The sequence below is a fragment of the Phytomonospora sp. NPDC050363 genome, assembly GCF_040655735.1.
In the GTDB taxonomy this organism is placed as follows: Bacteria; Actinomycetota; Actinomycetes; order Mycobacteriales; family Micromonosporaceae; genus Phytomonospora.
On the sequence record NZ_JBFAKK010000017.1, the window covers coordinates 44,060 to 61,864 of the forward strand.

The window sequence follows — 17,805 nt, forward strand, 5'->3', positions numbered from 1 at the left end:
CGCGCGCGCCGGAACGTCAGCGTCGCCTGGTCACCACGACATATGCCGCGACCACGGCGGCCGCGGCCCCGGTGAGCAGCATCGCGTAGCCGGGCCACACGTCGGGAATGACCAGGTCGCCGTCCCCGGTGGGCCGCGACAGGCCGACCACGACGGCGAACCACACCACGCCGGGCAGCAGGGCGGTGATGCGCCAGCCGGTCAGCCACACCGCGAGGAAGGTGAGGCCGGCGTTGACGATAAGGGCCATCGCCGCCGACACGGGGACGTAGACCTCGTTGAAGCGCAGCGGCACCAGGAACGACTCGATGACGGCGAAGACGAGGGCGGTGGAACCGACGAGCGCGGCGCCGGAGACGCGGATGGCCAGGGACAGCCCGGGCGGGGGCGTCGCCTCGGTGGTGGTGCGGGGATCCACGGGGGAAGCCGTGGAAGTGTCGGTGCTCACTCCGGGAGGGTAGCTCGCGGAGCTGAGCGCGGGGCGTCGGCGGGGCCCGGCACGCCGTCGACGGCCCGGCGGGAAGGGCCCTCAGCGGCCCGTGGGCGTCACAGCCCGGCGAAGAGGTCGTCCTCCCACTCCGGGCCGCCTTCGAGGGCGACGGTTCCCGGACCACGCTTGCCGCGCGCGAGGGTGTAGTACTCGACTTCGAGGCCGGCCTCGCCGAGTTCGGCGGCCAGCGTGAACATCCAGTCGCCGCCGGGGATCTGGCTGGCGTGCGCGTGCAGCGCGGCCAGTTTCGCCTCGCCGAAGCCGGTGGCCTCGACGCGGGCGTCGATCTGCTCGTCGGGCGCGCCGAAGGGCAGGTCCTCGACCCGCTCGACCTCGCCGAAGGGGTTCTCGGCGGAGTTCTTGAAGTGCTCGAACATCTCGGCGAGCTCGCGGCGCGAGACGGTCGTGTAGTAGAGCTTGTCGACGGTGTGCGCCTCGGGTCCCTCGGCGGCCAGCTCCATCGCGCGGACACTGACGCGGTGGGCCTGGATGTGGTCGGGGTGGCCGTAGAAGCCGTTGGCGTCGTAGGTGACCAGGACCTGCGGGCGGACCTCGCGGAGGATCTGGGCGAGGTGACCGGCGGCCTCGTCGAGGTCGGCGCCCCAGAAGGCGCGCGGGTGCTCGTTGGCGGGCAGGCCCATCATGCCGCTGTCGCGGTACCGGCCGGCCCCGCCGAGGAAGCGGTGGTCGGTGACGCCGAGGGCGGCGCAGGCGGCGTCCAGCTCGGCGATGCGCCAGCCGCCGAGCTGGTCGGCCTGCGCGGCCTCCAGCTGTGCCAGCGCGGGCACGTGGATCTCGCCCTCCTCCCCCAGCGTGCACGTCACGAGGGTGACGTGGGTGTCGGGAGCGGCGGCGTAGCGGGCCATGGTGGCGCCGGTGCCGATGCTCTCGTCGTCGGGGTGGGCGTGTACGAGCACGATTCGCCTTGGCGCGTCAATCACGTGGCCGACCTTAGCGCGACGGCCCCTCCCGTGGGGTGGGTACGGGAGGGGCCGTCAGGTGCGGGTGGAAAGCTCGGCGATCAGGTCTCGCTCAGTACGTCTCGGGGTGGTGGCAGGCCGCGACTCCGCCCGTGGGCTTGATCGACAGCGGCGGCGCCTCGGTGGCGCAGACCTCGGTCGCCTTCCAGCAGCGCGTCCGGAAACGGCAGCCCGAGGGCGGGTTGATCGGGGTCGGCACGTCGCCTTCGAGGCGGATGCGGCCCGATCCCTCCCGGCCGAGCTTGGTGACGTCCGGGACGGCCGACAGCAGCGCCTTGGTGTACGGGTGCGACGGGGTGTCGTAGATCTGGTGCCGGTCGCCGACCTCGGCGATCTTGCCCAGGTACATCACCGCGATGCGGTCGCAGAAGTGCCGGACCACCGACAGGTCGTGCGCGATGAACACGAACGACAGGTCGAGCTCCCGCTGAAGTTCGCGGAGCAGGTTGATGACCTGCGCCTGGATCGACACGTCGAGCGCGGAGACCGGCTCGTCGGCGACGATCAGCTTCGGCCGCAGGGCCAGCGCGCGGGCGATGCCGATGCGCTGGCGCTGACCGCCGGAGAACTCGTGCGGGAAGCGGTTGTAGTGCTCCGGGTTGAGGCCGACCAGCTCCAGCAGCTCCTGGACGCGCTTCTTCACGCCGCCCGGGGGCTTGATGTTGTTGACCTGGAACGGCATCGCCACGATCGTGCCGACCGTGTGGCGCGGGTTCAGCGAGGAGTAGGGGTCCTGGAAGATGATCTGGATCTCCTGGCGGAGCTTGCGCAGCTCCTTGCCCTTCACCTTCGTGATGTCGCGCCCGTCGAACTGGATCGACCCGGAGGTCGCCTCCAGCAGGCGGACCAGCATCCGGCCCGTCGTGGTCTTGCCGCAACCGGACTCGCCGACCAGGCCAAGGGCCTCACCGCGCGCGACGGAGAAGTCGACACCGTCGACGGCCCGCACGTACTGCTTCGTCGAAACCAGTCCACTGCGGACGGCGAAGTGCTTGGTCAGTCCTTTGACCTCCAGCAGCTCGCGCCGCTGGGCACGCTCCGGCGGCGCCACCGCCACCGTCTCGACCTCGGTCATCAGACTTCCACCTTCCTGACATCGGACTCGCGGATCGCCTTGCGCTCGTCCACCGGGAGGTGGCAGGCGGCCGAGTGGCCGCCGTCGCCGGGCACCACTTCGAGTTCGGGGCGAACGATCGCGCACGGGCCGGGAAGCATCGCGTGCGCACACCGCGGGTTGAACGCGCAGCCCGGCGGAACGTTCAGCAGGCTGGGCGGGTTACCGGGGATCGGCACCAGCTCATCGTTGGAGTCGCCCTTGAGCGACGGCACCGAGTTGAGCAGGCCCCACGTGTACGGGTGCTCCGGGGAGCGCATGACCCGCTCGACGCTGCCCTTCTCCACCGCGCGGCCGCCGTACATGACGAGCACGTCGTCGGCGACCTGGCTGACCACGCCGAGGTCGTGGGTGATCAGGATGATCGCCGAGTGGAACTCGCGCTGGAGATCTTCGAGCAGGTCGAGGATCTGCGCCTGGACGGTCACGTCGAGCGCGGTCGTCGGCTCGTCGGCGATGATCAGGTTCGGGTCGTTGACCAGGGCCATCGCGATCATCGCGCGCTGGCGCATACCGCCGGAGAACTCGTGCGGGTACTGCTTGGCCCGCCGCGCCGGCTCGGGGATCCCGACCCGGTCGAGCATCTCCACCGCCCGCTTCCACGCCTGGTCCTTGCCGACCTTGTGGTGGATGCGGTACGCCTCGGAGATCTGCCGCCCGATCGAGTAGAACGGGTGCAGCGCCGTCAACGGGTCCTGGAAGATCATCGACATGTCCTTGCCGCGCATGCGGCGGACCGTCTCCGGCTTCGCGCTGACGATGTCGACGTCGCCGATCGTGAGGCGGCCGCTGACCGTGGCGGTGCGCGTGTTGTGCAGGCCCAGCATGGTGAGGCTGGTGACGCTCTTGCCCGAGCCGGACTCGCCGACGATGCTGAGGGTCTTGCCGCGCTCCACGCCGAACGACACACCGTCGACGGCCTTGACGATGCCGTCCTCGGTACGGAAGTGGACCTTGAGGTCCTCGACTTCCAGGTAGGTGCCGGTGCTCATGCGTCGTACTCCTTAACCTAGCCGGACGCGCGGGTCGATGACCGCGTAGAGCATGTCGACCACGGCCGTGGAAACGACGATGAAGAAGGCCGCGATGAGCACCGTGGCCATGACGATGGGGAGGTTGCGGCCGGTGATGGCCTGGACGCTCATCTTCCCCAGCCCGTTGAGACCGAAGACGGTCTCGGTGACCACCGCACCCGACAGCAGACCGCCGAGGCCGAGGCCGGCGGAAGTCGCGATCGGGGTCATCGAGGCGCGCAGCGCGTGCCGCCAGTAGACGACCCGGTCGCGCAGGCCCTTGGCGCGGGAGGTGCGGATGAAGTCCTCGTCGAGGGTCTCCAGCATCTGCGACCGCGTCATCCGGGCGTCGAAGGCGAACCCGATCAGCGCGATCGTCAGCCAGGGCAGGATCATGCCCCCGACCCAGCCGAGCGGATTGACTATCGGGGATATGTACGACGGTTGCGGCAGCCACTCCAGGGTGTACCGGAAGATCAGCAGCAGCATCGCGCCGACGAAGTAGATGGGGAGAGCGGCGCCGACCAGGGTCGCGCCGATCGAGAAGCGGTCGATCAGGGTGCCGCGCTTGCGGGCGGCGATCACGCCGAGGCCCACCGCGATGACGGTCTGGAGGATCCAGGCGCCGATGGCGATGGAGGCCGAGATCGGCAGCGCCCGCGCGATCATGTCGCTGACGTCTTCGTTACTGAGAAAGGAGCGCCCGAAGCAGGGGGCGTCACAGCGTGTGGCGAACTCGCCCTCACCGAGATCGCGGCCGACGAAGATGCCCGCCATGAACTCGCCGTACTGGGTCATGATCGGCTCGTTGAGGCCGAGGGACTCCCGCACGTTTTCCAACTGTTCGGCGGTGCACCGCTGCCCGCACACCGTGCGAGCCGGGTCCGCCGGGACGGCGAAGAACAGCATGAACGTCATGAAACTGATCAACGCCAGTGTCACGACCGCCAGCAACGTCCGCCGCACAATGAAACGCAGCATCCAAAAACCACCTTGGTTCGCGCCGGTCGACCCGGCTGTCGCGTGGAATCCCGCCCTGTCGATCCGGGGTGGGGCCGCGCGGTTCGCGCGGCCCCACCCGTCGGACGGTCGATCAGACGAACATTCCGGTCGTCAGATCAGGTCAGGCGTTGAGCGCCGGGTCGATCAGGAAGAGCTTGGTGATGTCCAGGGTGCTGAGGTTCTGTCCCAGCTGGAGGCCACCGATGTTCGAGCCGCTCATCCAGACGCCGTAGCTGATGTCGGCGGGGATGTAAGGCGCGAACTCCTTCATGATCTTCTCGTCCAGCTCGCCCCAGCCCGGGAGGGCCTCGGTGACGGGCAGGCTCTCGAGGCGGTCGATCTCGGCCTCGATGGTCGGCTCGGTGAAGTACGAGTAGTTCGTGCTGGCACCGGGAACGTCGGAGATGCCGTCCTCGCCCAAGCACGGCGGGATCACGGTCGAACCCGACGGCCAGTCGGCACCCCAGCCGGCCCAGTACAGGTCGTACTCGTTGGTCGGGTCACCGATCTGGTCGTACCAGCCGGTCGGCTCCAGCGGAACCGTCTCCAGCTCGACACCGATCTTGGCGTACTCGTCCTTGAACATGCTGGCGATCTGGCCGTCCAGCTCCGAGGCGTTCTGGTAGGCGTAGCGCAGCTTGACGGACTTGCCCGCCAGCAGCTCCTTGGCCTTCTCGATGTCGGCCGGGTAGGCGTTGAACTCCTTGAAGCCCGGGACACTGGGGGTCATGAACGCGGTACCGGGCTTGGCCGCGAACTCGCCGCCCTGGAGCTGCACCCAACGGTCACGCGGGAAGGCGTAGTTCAGCGCCTGGCGCGTCGCGAGGTCCTTCACGCGGTTGTTGTTGATGGCGATGTAGCCGTTGTACTTCTGGGCGCCCTGAACGACACGGGTGCCGTACTTGCCGAGGTCCGAGGTCACCTGGGGCAGCAGGTCGGGGTAGACCTGGGCGAAGGTGAACAGGTTCTCGTCGCCGCCGGCGTTGGCGTCCAGACGGACCGAGGTGTCCTGCGGCTCGGCACCGAACTTGAACTCGAACTTGTCCGGGTAGGCGTGACGGATCGGGTCCGTCTTCTCGTCCCAGTGCTCATTGCGGACGAGGACCATCTCCTCGTCGATGGTGCGCGACTCGATCTTGTACGGACCCGAGGAGAAGGGCTTCTTGTCGAACTCGCCCTTGGTGTCCTTGGCCTCCGGCACGGGGGCCGTGTTCGGCATCGCCACGGCGAACGGAAGCTCGCAGCGGGCCTTGTCGAAGGTGAAGGTGATCTTGTTGCCGTTGACGGTCACGCCCGGCGGAACCTTCTCGGCACCCTCGTACGGTCCCTTGTACTCGCGGGACTCCTGGAGCCAGTTCTGCAGGAACTGGGCGCCCTCACCGAGCTCGGGGGTGAAGCTGCGGGCGATGCCGTAGGCGACGTCGGCCGCGGTGATCTCGGTGCCGTCCTCGTACTTCAGGCCGGTCTTGAGGGTGTACTCCCAGACCTTGCAGTCCCCGTTGACGTCCAGGCCGGGGTTGGTGGCCAGGTCGCCGACGAGCTTCAGGCCGCCGCCCGGCTCCTCGCGGTAACCGTTGAGCGTGCGCCACAGCAGACCGTTGCCGACCATCATGTACGAGCCGACGTAGGTACGCGACGGGTCGAGGTGGACGAAGTCGGAGAGACCGGTGTAGTCGATCGTGCCACCGGGCTTCGCGTTGGGCACGGGGGTCGCGGGACCGGTCGAGTCGGCCTCGGTGCCGATGATGTCGAGCGAGCCCACCTCGATGTCGTCGCTGGCTCCGTCACCTTCACCGGTGTTCTGCGAACACGCGCTGAGCGCGAGCGCAATCACCAAACCGCCTGCGGCGGCGATCCTTGAGGATCTTCTCACTACCTTCTCCTTTTTCAGTGGGTCCGTACCGGGGGGCACGGGATCACCGGTTCGATTTCGGGTTGAGGGCGTCTCGCACCGAGTCGCCGAACAGGTTGAATGTCAAGACCAGGAGGAAGATGGTGCCGCCGCTGATCAGCAGGAGGAACCATCCGTTGATGATGCGCATCTGGCCGACCGCGTAGGCGACCAGCCGGCCGAGGTCCGGGTGGGGCTGGGAGACGCCGACACCCAGGAAGGCCAGGTACGCCTCGGCCGCGACGAGCGCGGGGACCGTCATCGAGAACGACACGAGGATCGGCGCCCACACGTTGGGCAGGATCTGCTTGAAGACGATGTGCGCGGGGCCGGCGCCGGCGGCACGGGCCGCCTCGATGAACTCGCGCTCGCGCAGCGACATCACCTGGCCGCGCACCAGACGGGCGGCGCCCATCCACGAGAAGATCAGCAGCACGATCATGATCATCGAGGCCGAGACCCACAGTGGACGCTCGCCCGGACCGCCCAGGAGGAGGTCGGTCACGATCGGCACCGCGGCCAGCGCGATGATCAGGAAGGGCAGGCTCAGCATCACGTCGATGAACCAGTTGATGACCGCGTCGAGCCAGCCGCCGACGAAGGCGGAGAAGGCTCCGACGATCGCCCCGAGGGCCACCACGACGATCGCGGTGATGATCGCGATCGACACCGAGGTGCGGATTCCGTAGAGCAGCTGCATCAAGACGTCTTCACCGTTGCCCGGCAGCACGCCGAGCCAGTGCGTTCCGTCCATACCGGCGAAGCCGAGCGGCTTGGCGCCGCTGTCGAGCAGTTCCGGGTTCTGCTTGTAGGCGTCGGAACCGTAGATGAGGGACCAGAGCGGGGCTCCGTAAGCCGCGACCATCAGCAGGACGATCGTGATGAACGTGGCCTTCGCCGTACGGTCGCGCTTGAGACGGGCCCACGCGAGTTGACCGGGCGATCGGCCGACGAACTTCTTGGCCTCGGCCTCGGAGATCTCCTCGACGACGGTCAGATCCGCCTCGGCGATCGGCTCCATGGTTCCGCTCATCGGCCGTGACGCTCCTCTTAGGACAGGGACAGGGAGTGACCGGCACTGTAAGTGATCACTCGCACAGTGCCGTTCCTCACTGCAACGTAGCCCCGCGCGAGGCGATTTCGAACGCTGCCCGCCATCGGTTGGATAACAAGTCGATCACAGGCCGGAATGAAGGTGCGTTAGACGCTGAACGGCCCTCGTCCACCTTCCAGGTGGGCGAGGGCCGCATCGTACTTATGGTCATCTAGCTGGGAGATCGCCTCCGCGCCCAGGGCACGGGTGTAACACGCCCGTAGTCTGCCTGTCATCGGCAGGGTCGACTTCGTAGGCGATCTTCGCTCTTGTGATGGTTTTTCTAAGGGGTCGACAGAGGCCTATTCGACGGCGTGCACGACGTCGCGGGGTGCGGCGTAGTGGCAGGCGTTGGGGTGCGGGGCACCGGCCCGGATCTGGAGCAGGGGCTCCTCGGCGGCGCACTTCTCGGTGGCCTTCCAGCAGCGCGTGCGGAAGCGGCAGCCCGAGGGCGGGTTCGCCGGCGAGGGCACGTCGCCTTCGAGGACGATCTCGTCGCGCAGCCCGCGAAGGGTGGGGTCGGGGACGGGAACGGCCGACAGGAGCGCCTGCGTGTAGGGGTGCATCGGGGCTTCGTAGATCTCGTCCTCGGTGCCGAGTTCGGCGATCTTGCCCAGGTACATCACCGCCACGCGGTCGGCGATGTGCCGCACCACCGACAGGTCGTGCGCGATGAACACATACGACAGGCCCAGCTCGTCCTGGAGTTCCTCCAGGAGGTTGATGACCTGCGCCTGGATCGACACGTCGAGGGCCGACACCGGCTCGTCGCAGATCAGGATCTCGGGTTTGAGCGCGAGCGCGCGGGCGATGCCGATGCGCTGACGCTGACCACCGGAGAACTGGTGCGGATAGCGGTTGATGTGATCGGGGTTCAAGCCGACGACATCGAGAAGATCCTGCACCGCTTTGCGGCGGCCGGTCTTCGGCACGACGTCGGTGTGGATCTCGAAGGGTTCGCCGATGATGTCGCCGACGGTCATGCGGGGGTTCAGCGACGTGTAAGGGTCCTGGAAGACCATCTGCACGTTGCGGCGAAGCCTGCGCATGCCGGCCCTGCCGAGTTTCGTGACGTCCTCGCCGCGAACGGAGATGGAGCCCTCCGTCGCGGTCTCCAGACCGACGAGGAGCTTGGCGAGCGTCGACTTGCCGCAGCCGGACTCCCCGACGACGCCGAGGGTCTCGCCCTTGCGGAGGGTGAGGTCGACGCCGTCGACGGCCTTGACCTGACCGACGGTGGTCTTGAAGACGACACCCTGCCGGATCGGGAAGTGCTTCTTGAGTCCCTTGACTTCCAGGGCGACATCGCCGTTGGGGCTAGACATCCCGGATCACCTCCGAGGAGAAGTGGCACGCGGCGGCGCGGTCGGCGGCCACCGTGGCGAGGAGAGGGAGTTCCCGCGTGCAGATCTCCTGCGCGTAGGCGCACCGCGGCGCGAAGTTGCACCCGGGCGGGAGATCGGTGAGCACCGGCGGCAGACCCTTGATGATCTCCAGCCGCTGGCCCTTGGTGTCCAGGCGCGGAATCGACTTCAGCAGCGCCTTGGTGTACGGGTGCGCCGGGGTCGCGAAGGTGTCCAGAACGGGCGCCTGCTCGACGATGCGGCCGGCGTACATGACGCTGATCTTGTCGGCGACGTCGGCGACCACGCCGAGGTCGTGGGTGATCAGGATCAGGCCCATGTTGCGTTCGAGCTGGATCTCCTTGAGCAGGCGCATGATCTGCGCCTGGACGGTGACGTCGAGAGCGGTGGTGGGCTCGTCGGCGATCAGGAGGTCCGGGTCGAGTGCGAGCGCCATCGCGATCATCACGCGCTGGCGCATACCGCCGGAGAACTGGTGGGGGTACTCGCGCAGCCGCTGCGCGGCGGCGGGGATCTTCACCAGGTCGAGGAGTTCGAGGGAGCGCTTCATCGCGTCCTTCTTCGACATCCCCCGGTGCTGGCGGAACAGCTCGGAGAGCTGGAACCCGACCGTCCACACAGGATTGAGCGCGGAGAGCGCGTCCTGGAAGACCATGGCGACGTGGTTGCCGCGGACCCGGCGGGCGCGTTCCTTCGACAGCGTGAGCAGGTCGACGTTGCGGAACAGGACCCGGCCGCCGGCGACCTTCGCCGGCGGGGATTCGAGGATCCCCATGATCGCCTGCGAGGTCACCGACTTGCCGGAACCCGACTCGCCGACGATGGCGAGGGTCTCGCCGTTGTCGACGGAGAAGGACGCGCCGTTGACGGCCTTGGCGATCCCGTCGCGCGTGTGGAACTCCACCCGCAGGTCCTCGACGCGCAGCAGCGTCGCCATCGGATCGGCGTCGGGCAGGATCTCCGACTTGACCTTCACTTCAGTCATGTCGCTCACCTCAACTTCGGGTCGAGTGCGTCGCGGATCGCGTCACCGAGCAGCACGAAGCTCAAGACGGTGGCGATCAGGAATGCGCTTGGCACGATCAGCAGTCGCGGGAAGCCGGACGTGAAGTACGGCGCTCCGGAGCTGATCATCATGCCCCAGGTGATCTCGGGCGCCCGCACGCCGAGACCGATGAACGACAGGGTCGCCTCGACCGAGATCATGCTGGCGATGCTGAGCGGGATCAGCGAGACCACCGGCGCCATGGCGTTGGGCAGGATGTGGCGGAACATGATCCGCATGTCCGAGGCGCCCAGCGAGCGGGCGGCCTGGACGTAGTCCAGTCCGCGAGACTCGATGACGCTGGCGCGGATCAGCCGCATCGTGCTCGTCCAGCCGAAGATGATCAGCGTGATCGCCGCCGGGATGATCGCCTGGAGGCGACCGCCGATGAGCGGCACCTGCACGTCGCGGAACATCGTCAGCAGCATGACCGCGCCCAGCAGGAACGGGATCGAGTTGAACACGTCGACGACGCGGGAGAAGATCGCGTCGACCCAGCCGCCGTAGAAGCCGGCCAGGACGCCCATGAAGCCGCCGATGATGATGGTGACGGTCACGACGATGACCGCGAGCTGGATGGACGGGCCCGCGCCGTAGATGGCCTGGGCGTAGTAGTCGCAACCGAACTCGTCGAAGCCGAACCAGTGCTGGCCGCTCGGCGCGCCGCGGGTCAGTCCGAGGTCGCAGTACTTGACGTTCTGGTCGTGGAAGTTGAACAGGCCCGGGAAGAACGCGATCAGCAGGATCACCAGGATCACGAAGCTGGAGATGATCACCGTCGGCCGCTTGCGCAGGTCGTGGAAGGCGTCGCTCCACAGACCGCGCTGCTTCTGCGTCTTGGGGGCCGTCGCCGCAGCCACCTGGAGGTTGGCGTCACTCATAGCGGATCCTCGGGTCGAGTACGGCGTAGAGCAAGTCGATCAGGAGGTTCACCAGCATGTAGATGATCGCCGAGATGGCCGTGACGGCGATGATGACCGGTGTGTCCACGGTCTTGATCGCGTCGTAGGCGAGCTTGCCCATGCCGGGGATGTTGTAGATGCCCTCGGTGATCAACGCGCCGCCGAGCGCCTCGGCCAAACTGAAGCCGATCAGGGTCACGACGGGGATCAGCGAGTTGCGAAGCGTGTGCACGATCGTCACGCGCGTCGGCTTGAGGCCCTTGGCCTTGGCCGTGCGGACGAAGTCGGAACGCAGGTTCTCCAGCATGCTCGTCCGCGAGAGGCGGGTGATGCCGGCGATGCCGAAGACACCGAGCACGATGCCGGGGATCAGAAGGGTGAGCCAGGCGTACTTGGCGTTGTACGACGGCTGGAAGATGATCCCCAGCACGCTTTCTCTGCCGAAGGTGTCACGTGCCCAGTTGCCGAGCAGCACGCCGACGACCTTCTGCACGATGAGCAGCAGGAGGAAGCCGGGGACCGCGACGGTGAGGGTCGTGCCGATGCGCACGAAGTAGTCGATGAACTTGCCGCGGCGCAGGGCCGCCCAGGTTCCGGCGGTGATGCCGAAGAGGATCCACACGATGGTGACGATCAGGAAGAGCTGGAGGGTCACCGGGATCGCTTTGAGGATCGACTCCATGACGTCGACCTGCTTGAAGTTCGTGCCGAAGTCCCCGCGCAGGAACCAGTCGCCCATGCGCTTCTGGAAGATGCCCATGCACGGGTCGCCGACCCGCGTCAGGCAGGGGTCGTCCAAGTTGAACTTGGCCTTGGTCGCCGCGAGCACGGAGTCGCTGACGGGTTTGTCGCCGAAGAACGTGCGGACCGGGTTGCCGTTGATCTGAATGGCCAGCGTCGTCAGGTAGTGCAGCAGGAACATGACTACGCCGAAGGTCACCACCGTCTGCAACAGCCGACGGATGACATATCGCCCCACTGGGGACCCTCCTTCCTCTTGTGGACACGCGTGGGATCACTGGTGGCGCAGAAGGGTGGTGACCGCCCGCCGTTCCGGGTCGGCCACCACCCTTGGTTCTGCTTCTACGTCCTCGTATTGCTCAGCGCGTCTTAGGCGAGCTTGAGCTTGACGAGGTCGATCTCACCCAGGATCGGGTTACGGTCCACCGAGTCGAAGGCGATCTTCTCGCCGATGACCGTGGAGGTCATGCGGGTGAAGAGCGGCGAGACCGGCAGGTCGGTGCCGAGGATGGCCTCGGCGGCCTGGTACTGGACGATGGCCTCGGGCAGCGTCGCCGAAGCGTCACCGGCGGCCAGGGCCGCCTCGAACTCGGCGTTGTAGTAGCCGAAGTCGTTGTCCGAGCCGTCGCCGGCGATGCTGGCGTACAGCGGGCCCATGTAGTTCTGGCTCAGCGCGTAGTCGGGCGCCCAGCCGGTGAAGAACGGACCGGTCAGTTCCTGGTCGGTCTTCTTCTGCAGGAAGTCGGGCCACTCAAGGGTCTTGAGCTCGTACTCCAGGCCCAGGTTCTTGTTGAGCTGGTCGCCGATGGCCTTGAGGATCTTCTCACCGGTGCTGCCGCTGTTGATCCACAGCTCGACCTTCTTGCCCTTCGGCCAGCTGGAGGAGTCCAGCATCGCCTTGGCGGCGGCCGCGTCGAACGTGGTGTAGGTCGCGGCGGTGCCGTCCTTGAAGCCCGGGATCATCTCGGGGGTGAAGGAGTTGAGCACCTTGCCCTGGCCCTGGAAGATCGCGTCGATGATCTCCTGGCGGTTGATCGCCTGGGAGAAGGCCTGACGGACCTTGACGTCCTTGAAGACGTCGTCGTAGACCGGGTAGCCCATGCTCCAGGTGCTCGGGGACGGCGCCTCGATCATCTTGGAGCCGTAGGTCTCCTTGGCGCCCAGGTACTTGTCCGGGGTCGGCGCGCAGATGTCGATCGTGCCGGCCTCGAAGTCGGCCCAGCAGTTCGACTGACCGGTGTAGATCCGGTAGTTCAGGTTCTTGTACGCCGGCTTGTCACCGGTGTACTCCTCCCAGCGCTCCAGCTTGATGGAGGTGTTGTGCTCCCACTTACCGACGATCTTGAAGGGGCCGTTGCCGATCGGGGCCTCGTTGCAGGCGTCGATGGCGGTGCGGCACTCTTCGGCGGTCGGGAAGAAGGCGGTGTAGCCGAGCATGGTCGGGAAACCGACCCACGGGTCGCTGAGGGTGACCTCAAGCGTGGTGGGGTCGACGACCTTGACGCCGGTCAGCTCCTTCGCCTTGGGCTCGGGGGCCTTCTTCGGGCCCTCCTCGCCGTCGGGGTCGGTCGACTGCAGGTCGGCGTAGCCCTCGATGCGCGAGAAGAAGTAGCCGCCGTTGTTGGCGGCCGGGCCGTAGGCGGCGTAGTCCCACGACTTCTTGAACAGGTCGGCGGTGATCTCCTCGCCGTTCTGGAACTTGAAGCCGGTCTTGAGCTTGAGGGTCCAGACCTTGTTGTCGGTCGTGGTCGGCTGTCCGGAGGCGATGACCTCTTTGAGAGAGCCGTCGTTGGCGTACTCGTACAGACCGGAGTACGTCAGGCGGGCGACGGCGCCGCCCTCGGTCTCACCGATGTTCGGCGGCACCAGGTTGGCGGGCTCACCCAGGCTCAGGTTGAGTTCGCCATTGCCGTCAGAACCAGCACTATCTCCATCGCCACTGCCACATGCGGTCACAACGAGACCGGCGATGGCTGCCACGGCGACGGCCGACAGGACGCGCTTACTGCGCATCTTCAGCCTCCTGCAAATAAGTAAATGAGGTCAGGGCCACCGGCGCATCGGAGAGGCTGTGTTCATCTCCCGGCACCCGGTGATGTGGGCCACCGGCTGTGAGCCCATGGGACGGAAACCTAGCGCAGGAAATTGGGTCGTTGAGCGCTCAGAGCCATCGGATGGATAACGACTTGGCCACGATAGTCGGCTCGCGAATGAACATCGAGCGGGCTTACGCAGGGACTTCGGCAATTCGGGCAAGTCTGGACTCCTCGGGTACCAGTGGGGACTAACCGTTCGGTGGAGGCCAACGGAGAGTGACCGAACGGAAGCCCAAAGGGGGCGAAAAGGGGTTTGTGATCAAAGAGTGATTCAACAGAAATCAAGGAGTTTCCAATGCGCTGCATGACTGCGACGGAATTGACGGGGTGGACGGGAATCGGATCTTGTGGTATTGGCGGGGAGGGGGAATGGGAAGTGGTGTGGGTGGGGGACGAATAGGGAGGATTCGGCGGGGGCGGGAGGGGGTGTCTTCGGCGGGGAGTCGGTGGGGAATCGGTGGGTTTTCGGCGGGTGGGACGAAGGCCCGGAGGAGGGGGCGGGAAGGCGGGCCGGAGGGGGCTCGGCGGCGGTCGGCGGTGTCCTCTGCCCCCGGTATCTAAGATCGGCCGATGCCCACGCCCGTTCGCCCGCACCTCGCCGCCGTGCTCGCCCGCACGAGCCACGTCCTGATCGCCTTCGACGCCATCGCCGGCGGCGCGGTCCGCACCGCGGGGACCGGCCGCCGCCTCGGCGACCTGATGCGCCGGCGCGGTGAACGCTTCTCGCTGGTCGCGGAGATGCTCGCCGGCGACGACGACTGGTACGCGATCGCCGTCGAGCGCGGCCATGGCCGGGACGCCTTCGCGATGTACGCCGAGGCCGAGCGCGAGGCGACGGCCGAGTCCGCGCCGAAGCCGTACGTGCCCGAGTTCCTCGCCGCCTGCCGCGAGTCGGGCCGTGGCGTGGTCGTCGCGGGGAACCAGGACCAGCACGTCGTTCGCGCCTACCTTGAGCGGCACGGACTCGCCCGTCGGGTCGACCACGTCCTGTGCCGACGGGCGCTGCTGCCGCCTGGCGTGGAGGAGTTCGCACCGAGCGCCGGGTGCCTGCCGGGAGAGCTCGCGGCCGTCTCCGGCTGCGCCCACTCGCTGTGGCGGGCGGAGATGGCGGGGATGCTGCGGATCGGTGTCGAGGGTGGCGGCGGGGGTGGCGGCGGGGGGCGTGGCGACGGCTGCGGCGAGGGTGTCGCCGACAGTCGCAAGCTCCTCGCGGGCACCGGCAGGCTCGGCGTGACGAACACCGGCGCGACTCGGGGACCCGCGATCGCGCGGATGTGGCCGGTCGCGCGCGGCGGGCTGGTGAGCGGGCACGTGGACCGGGTGCCGGTGAGGCCGGAACGGCCGACGCCGGTGGTCGGGGACCTCGGGAGGCTTGCGGCGGCGATGCTCGCCGTCCTGCCGGAGGCGACGGGGCGGCGGGGGCGGCGGGGGCAGGGGCGGTGGTGGGCTGGGTTTCTCGGGCGGTAGGGCTCGTCGGGCGGGCGGGGCGGCAGAGGGTGGGGCCGGGCATGGGGCGGCGGGCGGCAGGCGGCAGGCGGCGGGCATCGAGGGCCGGGCATCGGGCGGCGGGCACCGGGCGCCGGGCGGTCGGCACCGGGCGGCGGGCGGCCGGGCACCGGGCGGTCGGCACCGGGCGGCGGGCGGCCGGCATCGAGCATCGGGCGGCTGACGGCTGCGGATAACGGTCGGCGCTGGGCAGTTATCCACAACCGGCCAGTTATCCACAGGTCCGGCGTCTCAGGCCTACACAGTCACGCGTGGCGGTCTTCTACTGTCAGAAGTGGGAGGCGGACCGGGTGGCCCCTCCGTTCCGATCCGGCGAGTGGCGGGCGTACGGCGCGTGGTTGACACGGCAGCGCAGTCGCCCGGCAGGCCGCAGCCCGCGAGTCGAGCGGCCCGCCAGCCCGCCGCCCGACAGTCCGCAAACTGAGCGGCCCACCAGCCCGCCCCGGCAGCCCGCGAATCGAGCGGCCCGCCAGCCCGCCGCCCGACAGTCCGCAAACTGAGCGGCCCACCAGCCCGCCCCGGCAGCCCGCGAATCGAGCGGCCCCGCCAGCCCCGCCATCTGGCAGCCCGCTAGCCGAGCAGCCCACCAGCCCGCCGCCAAGTAGCCCGGGCACCGAAGGTTGGGTTACCCGCAACCGGAACCGCCGACCAGCCAGCCCGCCATCCGCCATCCGCCAGCCCTCAGCCCTCAGCCCTCAGCCCTCAGCCCTCAGCCCTCAGCCCTCAGCCCTCAGCCCTCAGCCCTCAGCCCTCAGCCCTCAGCCCTCAGCCCTCAGCCGGCGAGTCAAGCGGCCCGCTACCGCCAGCCCGGCCACCCGCAAGCCGAGCGGCGCGGCGACCCGTCAGCCCGCCAGCCGAGCGGCCCACCAGCCCGGCGCCTCTCGGCAACCAGCCGCAAGCCCTCTCCAGCCACCCAGCGTCGGCCGTCCCCAACCACCGGCCCGGCCACCCGCGCACCGAAGGCCGGGCCGCCCCTGCCGGCACCACCGGCGCGAGGGGCGGCTACCGAGGGCTGCCGCTCGCTCGTTTCCGTTTCCCTCGGGTTCGGGGTGGCGGGTGGCGGGTTCTCGGCGGGGCGCGGTCGTCTCGGGTTCCTCACCTCAAAACCGGCTGGGTGGCTCCGCCCCCAGCACCCCCGCCGGGACTCCGTCCCGGACCCTGCCAAGGACTCCGTCCCTGGACCCTGCTGGGGCTCCGCCCCAAACCCCGCCAGGAACTCCGTCCCTGGACCCGGTCCTACGCCGAAGGTGCGGGCCGTGGTGCGCGTTCTCCGCCTGTCTCCCTGCCTGCCGCCTCGCTTCGCGGGGTGGGGGGCCGCTCCGCTTGGCGCGCCTTCGCCTTCGGCAGCCGGCCGCCTCGGCGGCGAGCCGCCTCGCCCGGCCGCGCTTGGCGTCCAGCCTCCAGCCCAGCACGTTCCGCCTCTCCACCCCAGCCCGCCGCCCGCAACCTCACTCCACCCCGCCCCGCCTCCCCGCCCCTCCTCCCCACCCGAACACCCACCTCAGTGGACACCCCCACCCTCCACTTAGGTTCCCCTTACCCAGCGCTAACGCCTGTGACCCCCCGGCACTTTCCCGGGGCGAGCGCGAGTGCCCCACGTCACCCCTGACTATGCTGCCTAGCGCATCTGTAGATAGAGCCTCGGCGTAACGTGTGCACCGGCATGCGAACTATGTCGTTTCCGTATCGCGACACACCGCGATTCACGACGACACGGTGCCTGGCTCGCACGAACCGCTCAGGGAGCGTACGAAGGATGACAACAACGGCAGCGACGCCGCCACGTCCGCGGGCAGCGATCGCCGAGCGAACTCTGCGGACCGATCGATGGTGGCTTACTCCACTGTTGACATTCCTGGGCCTGGCGGGCTTCCTGGTCTACGCGACGGTGCGCATCTTCGTCGACGACTACTACTGGGTCGACGAGTTCCACTACCTCGCGCCTTTCTATTCCCCTTGTCTGGCCGACAGTTGCGTGCCGGGTTCGAGCCACTTCCTCGGCTCCCCGTTCCCGCAGCTGCCGTCGTGGATGAGCCCGGCGATGATCATTCTGGCGCTGCCCGGCGGTTTCCGCGCGACCTGCTACTACTACCGCAAGTCGTACTACCGCTCCTTCTGGCTGTCGCCGCCCGCGTGCGCGGTTCCCGACGGCCACAAGAAGTACACGGGTGAGACGAAGTTCCCGCTGCTGGTCCAAAACGTCCACCGCTACTTCTTCTACGCCGCCATCCTGGTCGGCGCGGTCCTCACCTACGACGCCTTCCTTTCCTTCCACGGCAAGGACGGCGGCTTCGGCATCGGGCTGGGCACGGTGATCCTGTGGATCAACGTGGTCCTCATCTGGGCCTACACGCTCGGCTGCCACTCGTGCCGCAACATCGTCGGCGGCCGGCTGACGCACTTCTCGAAGCACCCCGTCCGCTACTGGCTGTGGACGCAGGTCGGGAAGCTGAACAAGCGCCACCAGCTCTTCGCCTGGTTGTCGATGTTCTCCGTGGTGGCCGCCGACGCTTACGTCTGGGCGGTCGCCGCGGGTATGACCGATCTGCGGATCTTCAACTAGGGGAC

At 68.0% G+C, this 17,805-nt stretch carries 14 protein-coding genes; 2 read left to right on the forward strand and 12 right to left on the reverse strand.

The features are described from left to right. Window positions 1-16 precede the first annotated feature (16 nt). From AB0I28_RS34195 to AB0I28_RS34250, 12 genes are all read right to left on the reverse strand, one after another. On the reverse strand, window positions 17-448 hold the full coding sequence (locus AB0I28_RS34195) for a hypothetical protein (RefSeq protein WP_357499870.1): 432 nt from the start codon (window positions 446-448) through the stop codon (window positions 17-19). A gap of 98 nt (window positions 449-546) precedes the next feature. Beyond that, a complete protein-coding gene (gene mshB / locus AB0I28_RS34200) occupies window positions 547-1,431 on the reverse strand; it encodes an N-acetyl-1-D-myo-inositol-2-amino-2-deoxy-alpha-D-glucopyranoside deacetylase (protein WP_357499871.1) in 885 nt (294 codons plus the stop codon). Between the two features lie 91 nt (window positions 1,432-1,522). Next, window positions 1,523-2,545, reverse strand: a complete 1,023-nt coding sequence (locus AB0I28_RS34205) for an ABC transporter ATP-binding protein (protein WP_357499872.1) — start codon at window positions 2,543-2,545, stop codon at window positions 1,523-1,525. Beyond that, window positions 2,545-3,576, reverse strand: a complete 1,032-nt coding sequence (locus AB0I28_RS34210) for an ABC transporter ATP-binding protein (RefSeq protein ID WP_357499873.1) — start codon at window positions 3,574-3,576, stop codon at window positions 2,545-2,547. The genes AB0I28_RS34205 and AB0I28_RS34210 overlap by 1 nt, the downstream gene beginning before the upstream one ends. Before the next feature lie 12 nt (window positions 3,577-3,588). Then, window positions 3,589-4,578, reverse strand: a complete 990-nt coding sequence (locus AB0I28_RS34215; protein ID WP_357499874.1) for an ABC transporter permease — start codon at window positions 4,576-4,578, stop codon at window positions 3,589-3,591. Between the two features lie 142 nt (window positions 4,579-4,720). After that, the gene (locus AB0I28_RS34220; protein ID WP_357499875.1) at window positions 4,721-6,472 is read right to left on the reverse strand and encodes an ABC transporter substrate-binding protein; all 1,752 of its coding nucleotides are present in this window, start codon (window positions 6,470-6,472) and stop codon (window positions 4,721-4,723) included. Between the two features lie 43 nt (window positions 6,473-6,515). Next, the gene (locus AB0I28_RS34225; RefSeq protein WP_357499876.1) at window positions 6,516-7,523 is read right to left on the reverse strand and encodes an ABC transporter permease; all 1,008 of its coding nucleotides are present in this window, start codon (window positions 7,521-7,523) and stop codon (window positions 6,516-6,518) included. A 362-nt stretch (window positions 7,524-7,885) separates the two neighbouring features. Then, window positions 7,886-8,908 carry a dipeptide ABC transporter ATP-binding protein gene (locus AB0I28_RS34230; protein ID WP_357499877.1) on the reverse strand — a complete coding sequence of 341 codons (1,023 nt, stop codon included), beginning with the start codon at window positions 8,906-8,908 and terminating at the stop codon, window positions 7,886-7,888. Continuing rightward, entirely contained in the window at window positions 8,901-9,932 is a 1,032-nt protein-coding gene (locus tag AB0I28_RS34235; RefSeq protein ID WP_357499878.1) for an ABC transporter ATP-binding protein, read from the reverse strand. Before AB0I28_RS34235 ends, AB0I28_RS34230 begins: the two co-directional genes overlap by 8 nt. A 5-nt stretch (window positions 9,933-9,937) precedes the next feature. After that, entirely contained in the window at window positions 9,938-10,873 is a 936-nt protein-coding gene (locus AB0I28_RS34240; protein WP_357499879.1) for an ABC transporter permease, read from the reverse strand. Next, window positions 10,866-11,873: an ABC transporter permease gene (locus AB0I28_RS34245; RefSeq protein ID WP_357499880.1), complete on the reverse strand. Its 1,008-nt coding sequence runs from the start codon at window positions 11,871-11,873 to the stop codon at window positions 10,866-10,868. The genes AB0I28_RS34240 and AB0I28_RS34245 overlap by 8 nt, the downstream gene beginning before the upstream one ends. 131 nt (window positions 11,874-12,004) lie before the next feature. After that, on the reverse strand, window positions 12,005-13,648 hold the full coding sequence (locus tag AB0I28_RS34250; RefSeq protein ID WP_357499881.1) for an ABC transporter substrate-binding protein: 1,644 nt from the start codon (window positions 13,646-13,648) through the stop codon (window positions 12,005-12,007). Between the two features lie 653 nt (window positions 13,649-14,301). Between AB0I28_RS34250 and AB0I28_RS34255 the strand changes: the two genes are divergently transcribed. Together AB0I28_RS34255 and AB0I28_RS34260 are read left to right on the forward strand one after the other, a co-directional pair. Continuing rightward, window positions 14,302-15,198, forward strand: a complete 897-nt coding sequence (locus tag AB0I28_RS34255; RefSeq protein WP_357499882.1) for an HAD family hydrolase — start codon at window positions 14,302-14,304, stop codon at window positions 15,196-15,198. A 1,795-nt stretch (window positions 15,199-16,993) separates the two neighbouring features. Next, window positions 16,994-17,800 carry a hypothetical protein gene (locus AB0I28_RS34260; protein WP_357499883.1) on the forward strand — a complete coding sequence of 269 codons (807 nt, stop codon included), beginning with the start codon at window positions 16,994-16,996 and terminating at the stop codon, window positions 17,798-17,800. Window positions 17,801-17,805: the final 5 nt, after the last annotated feature.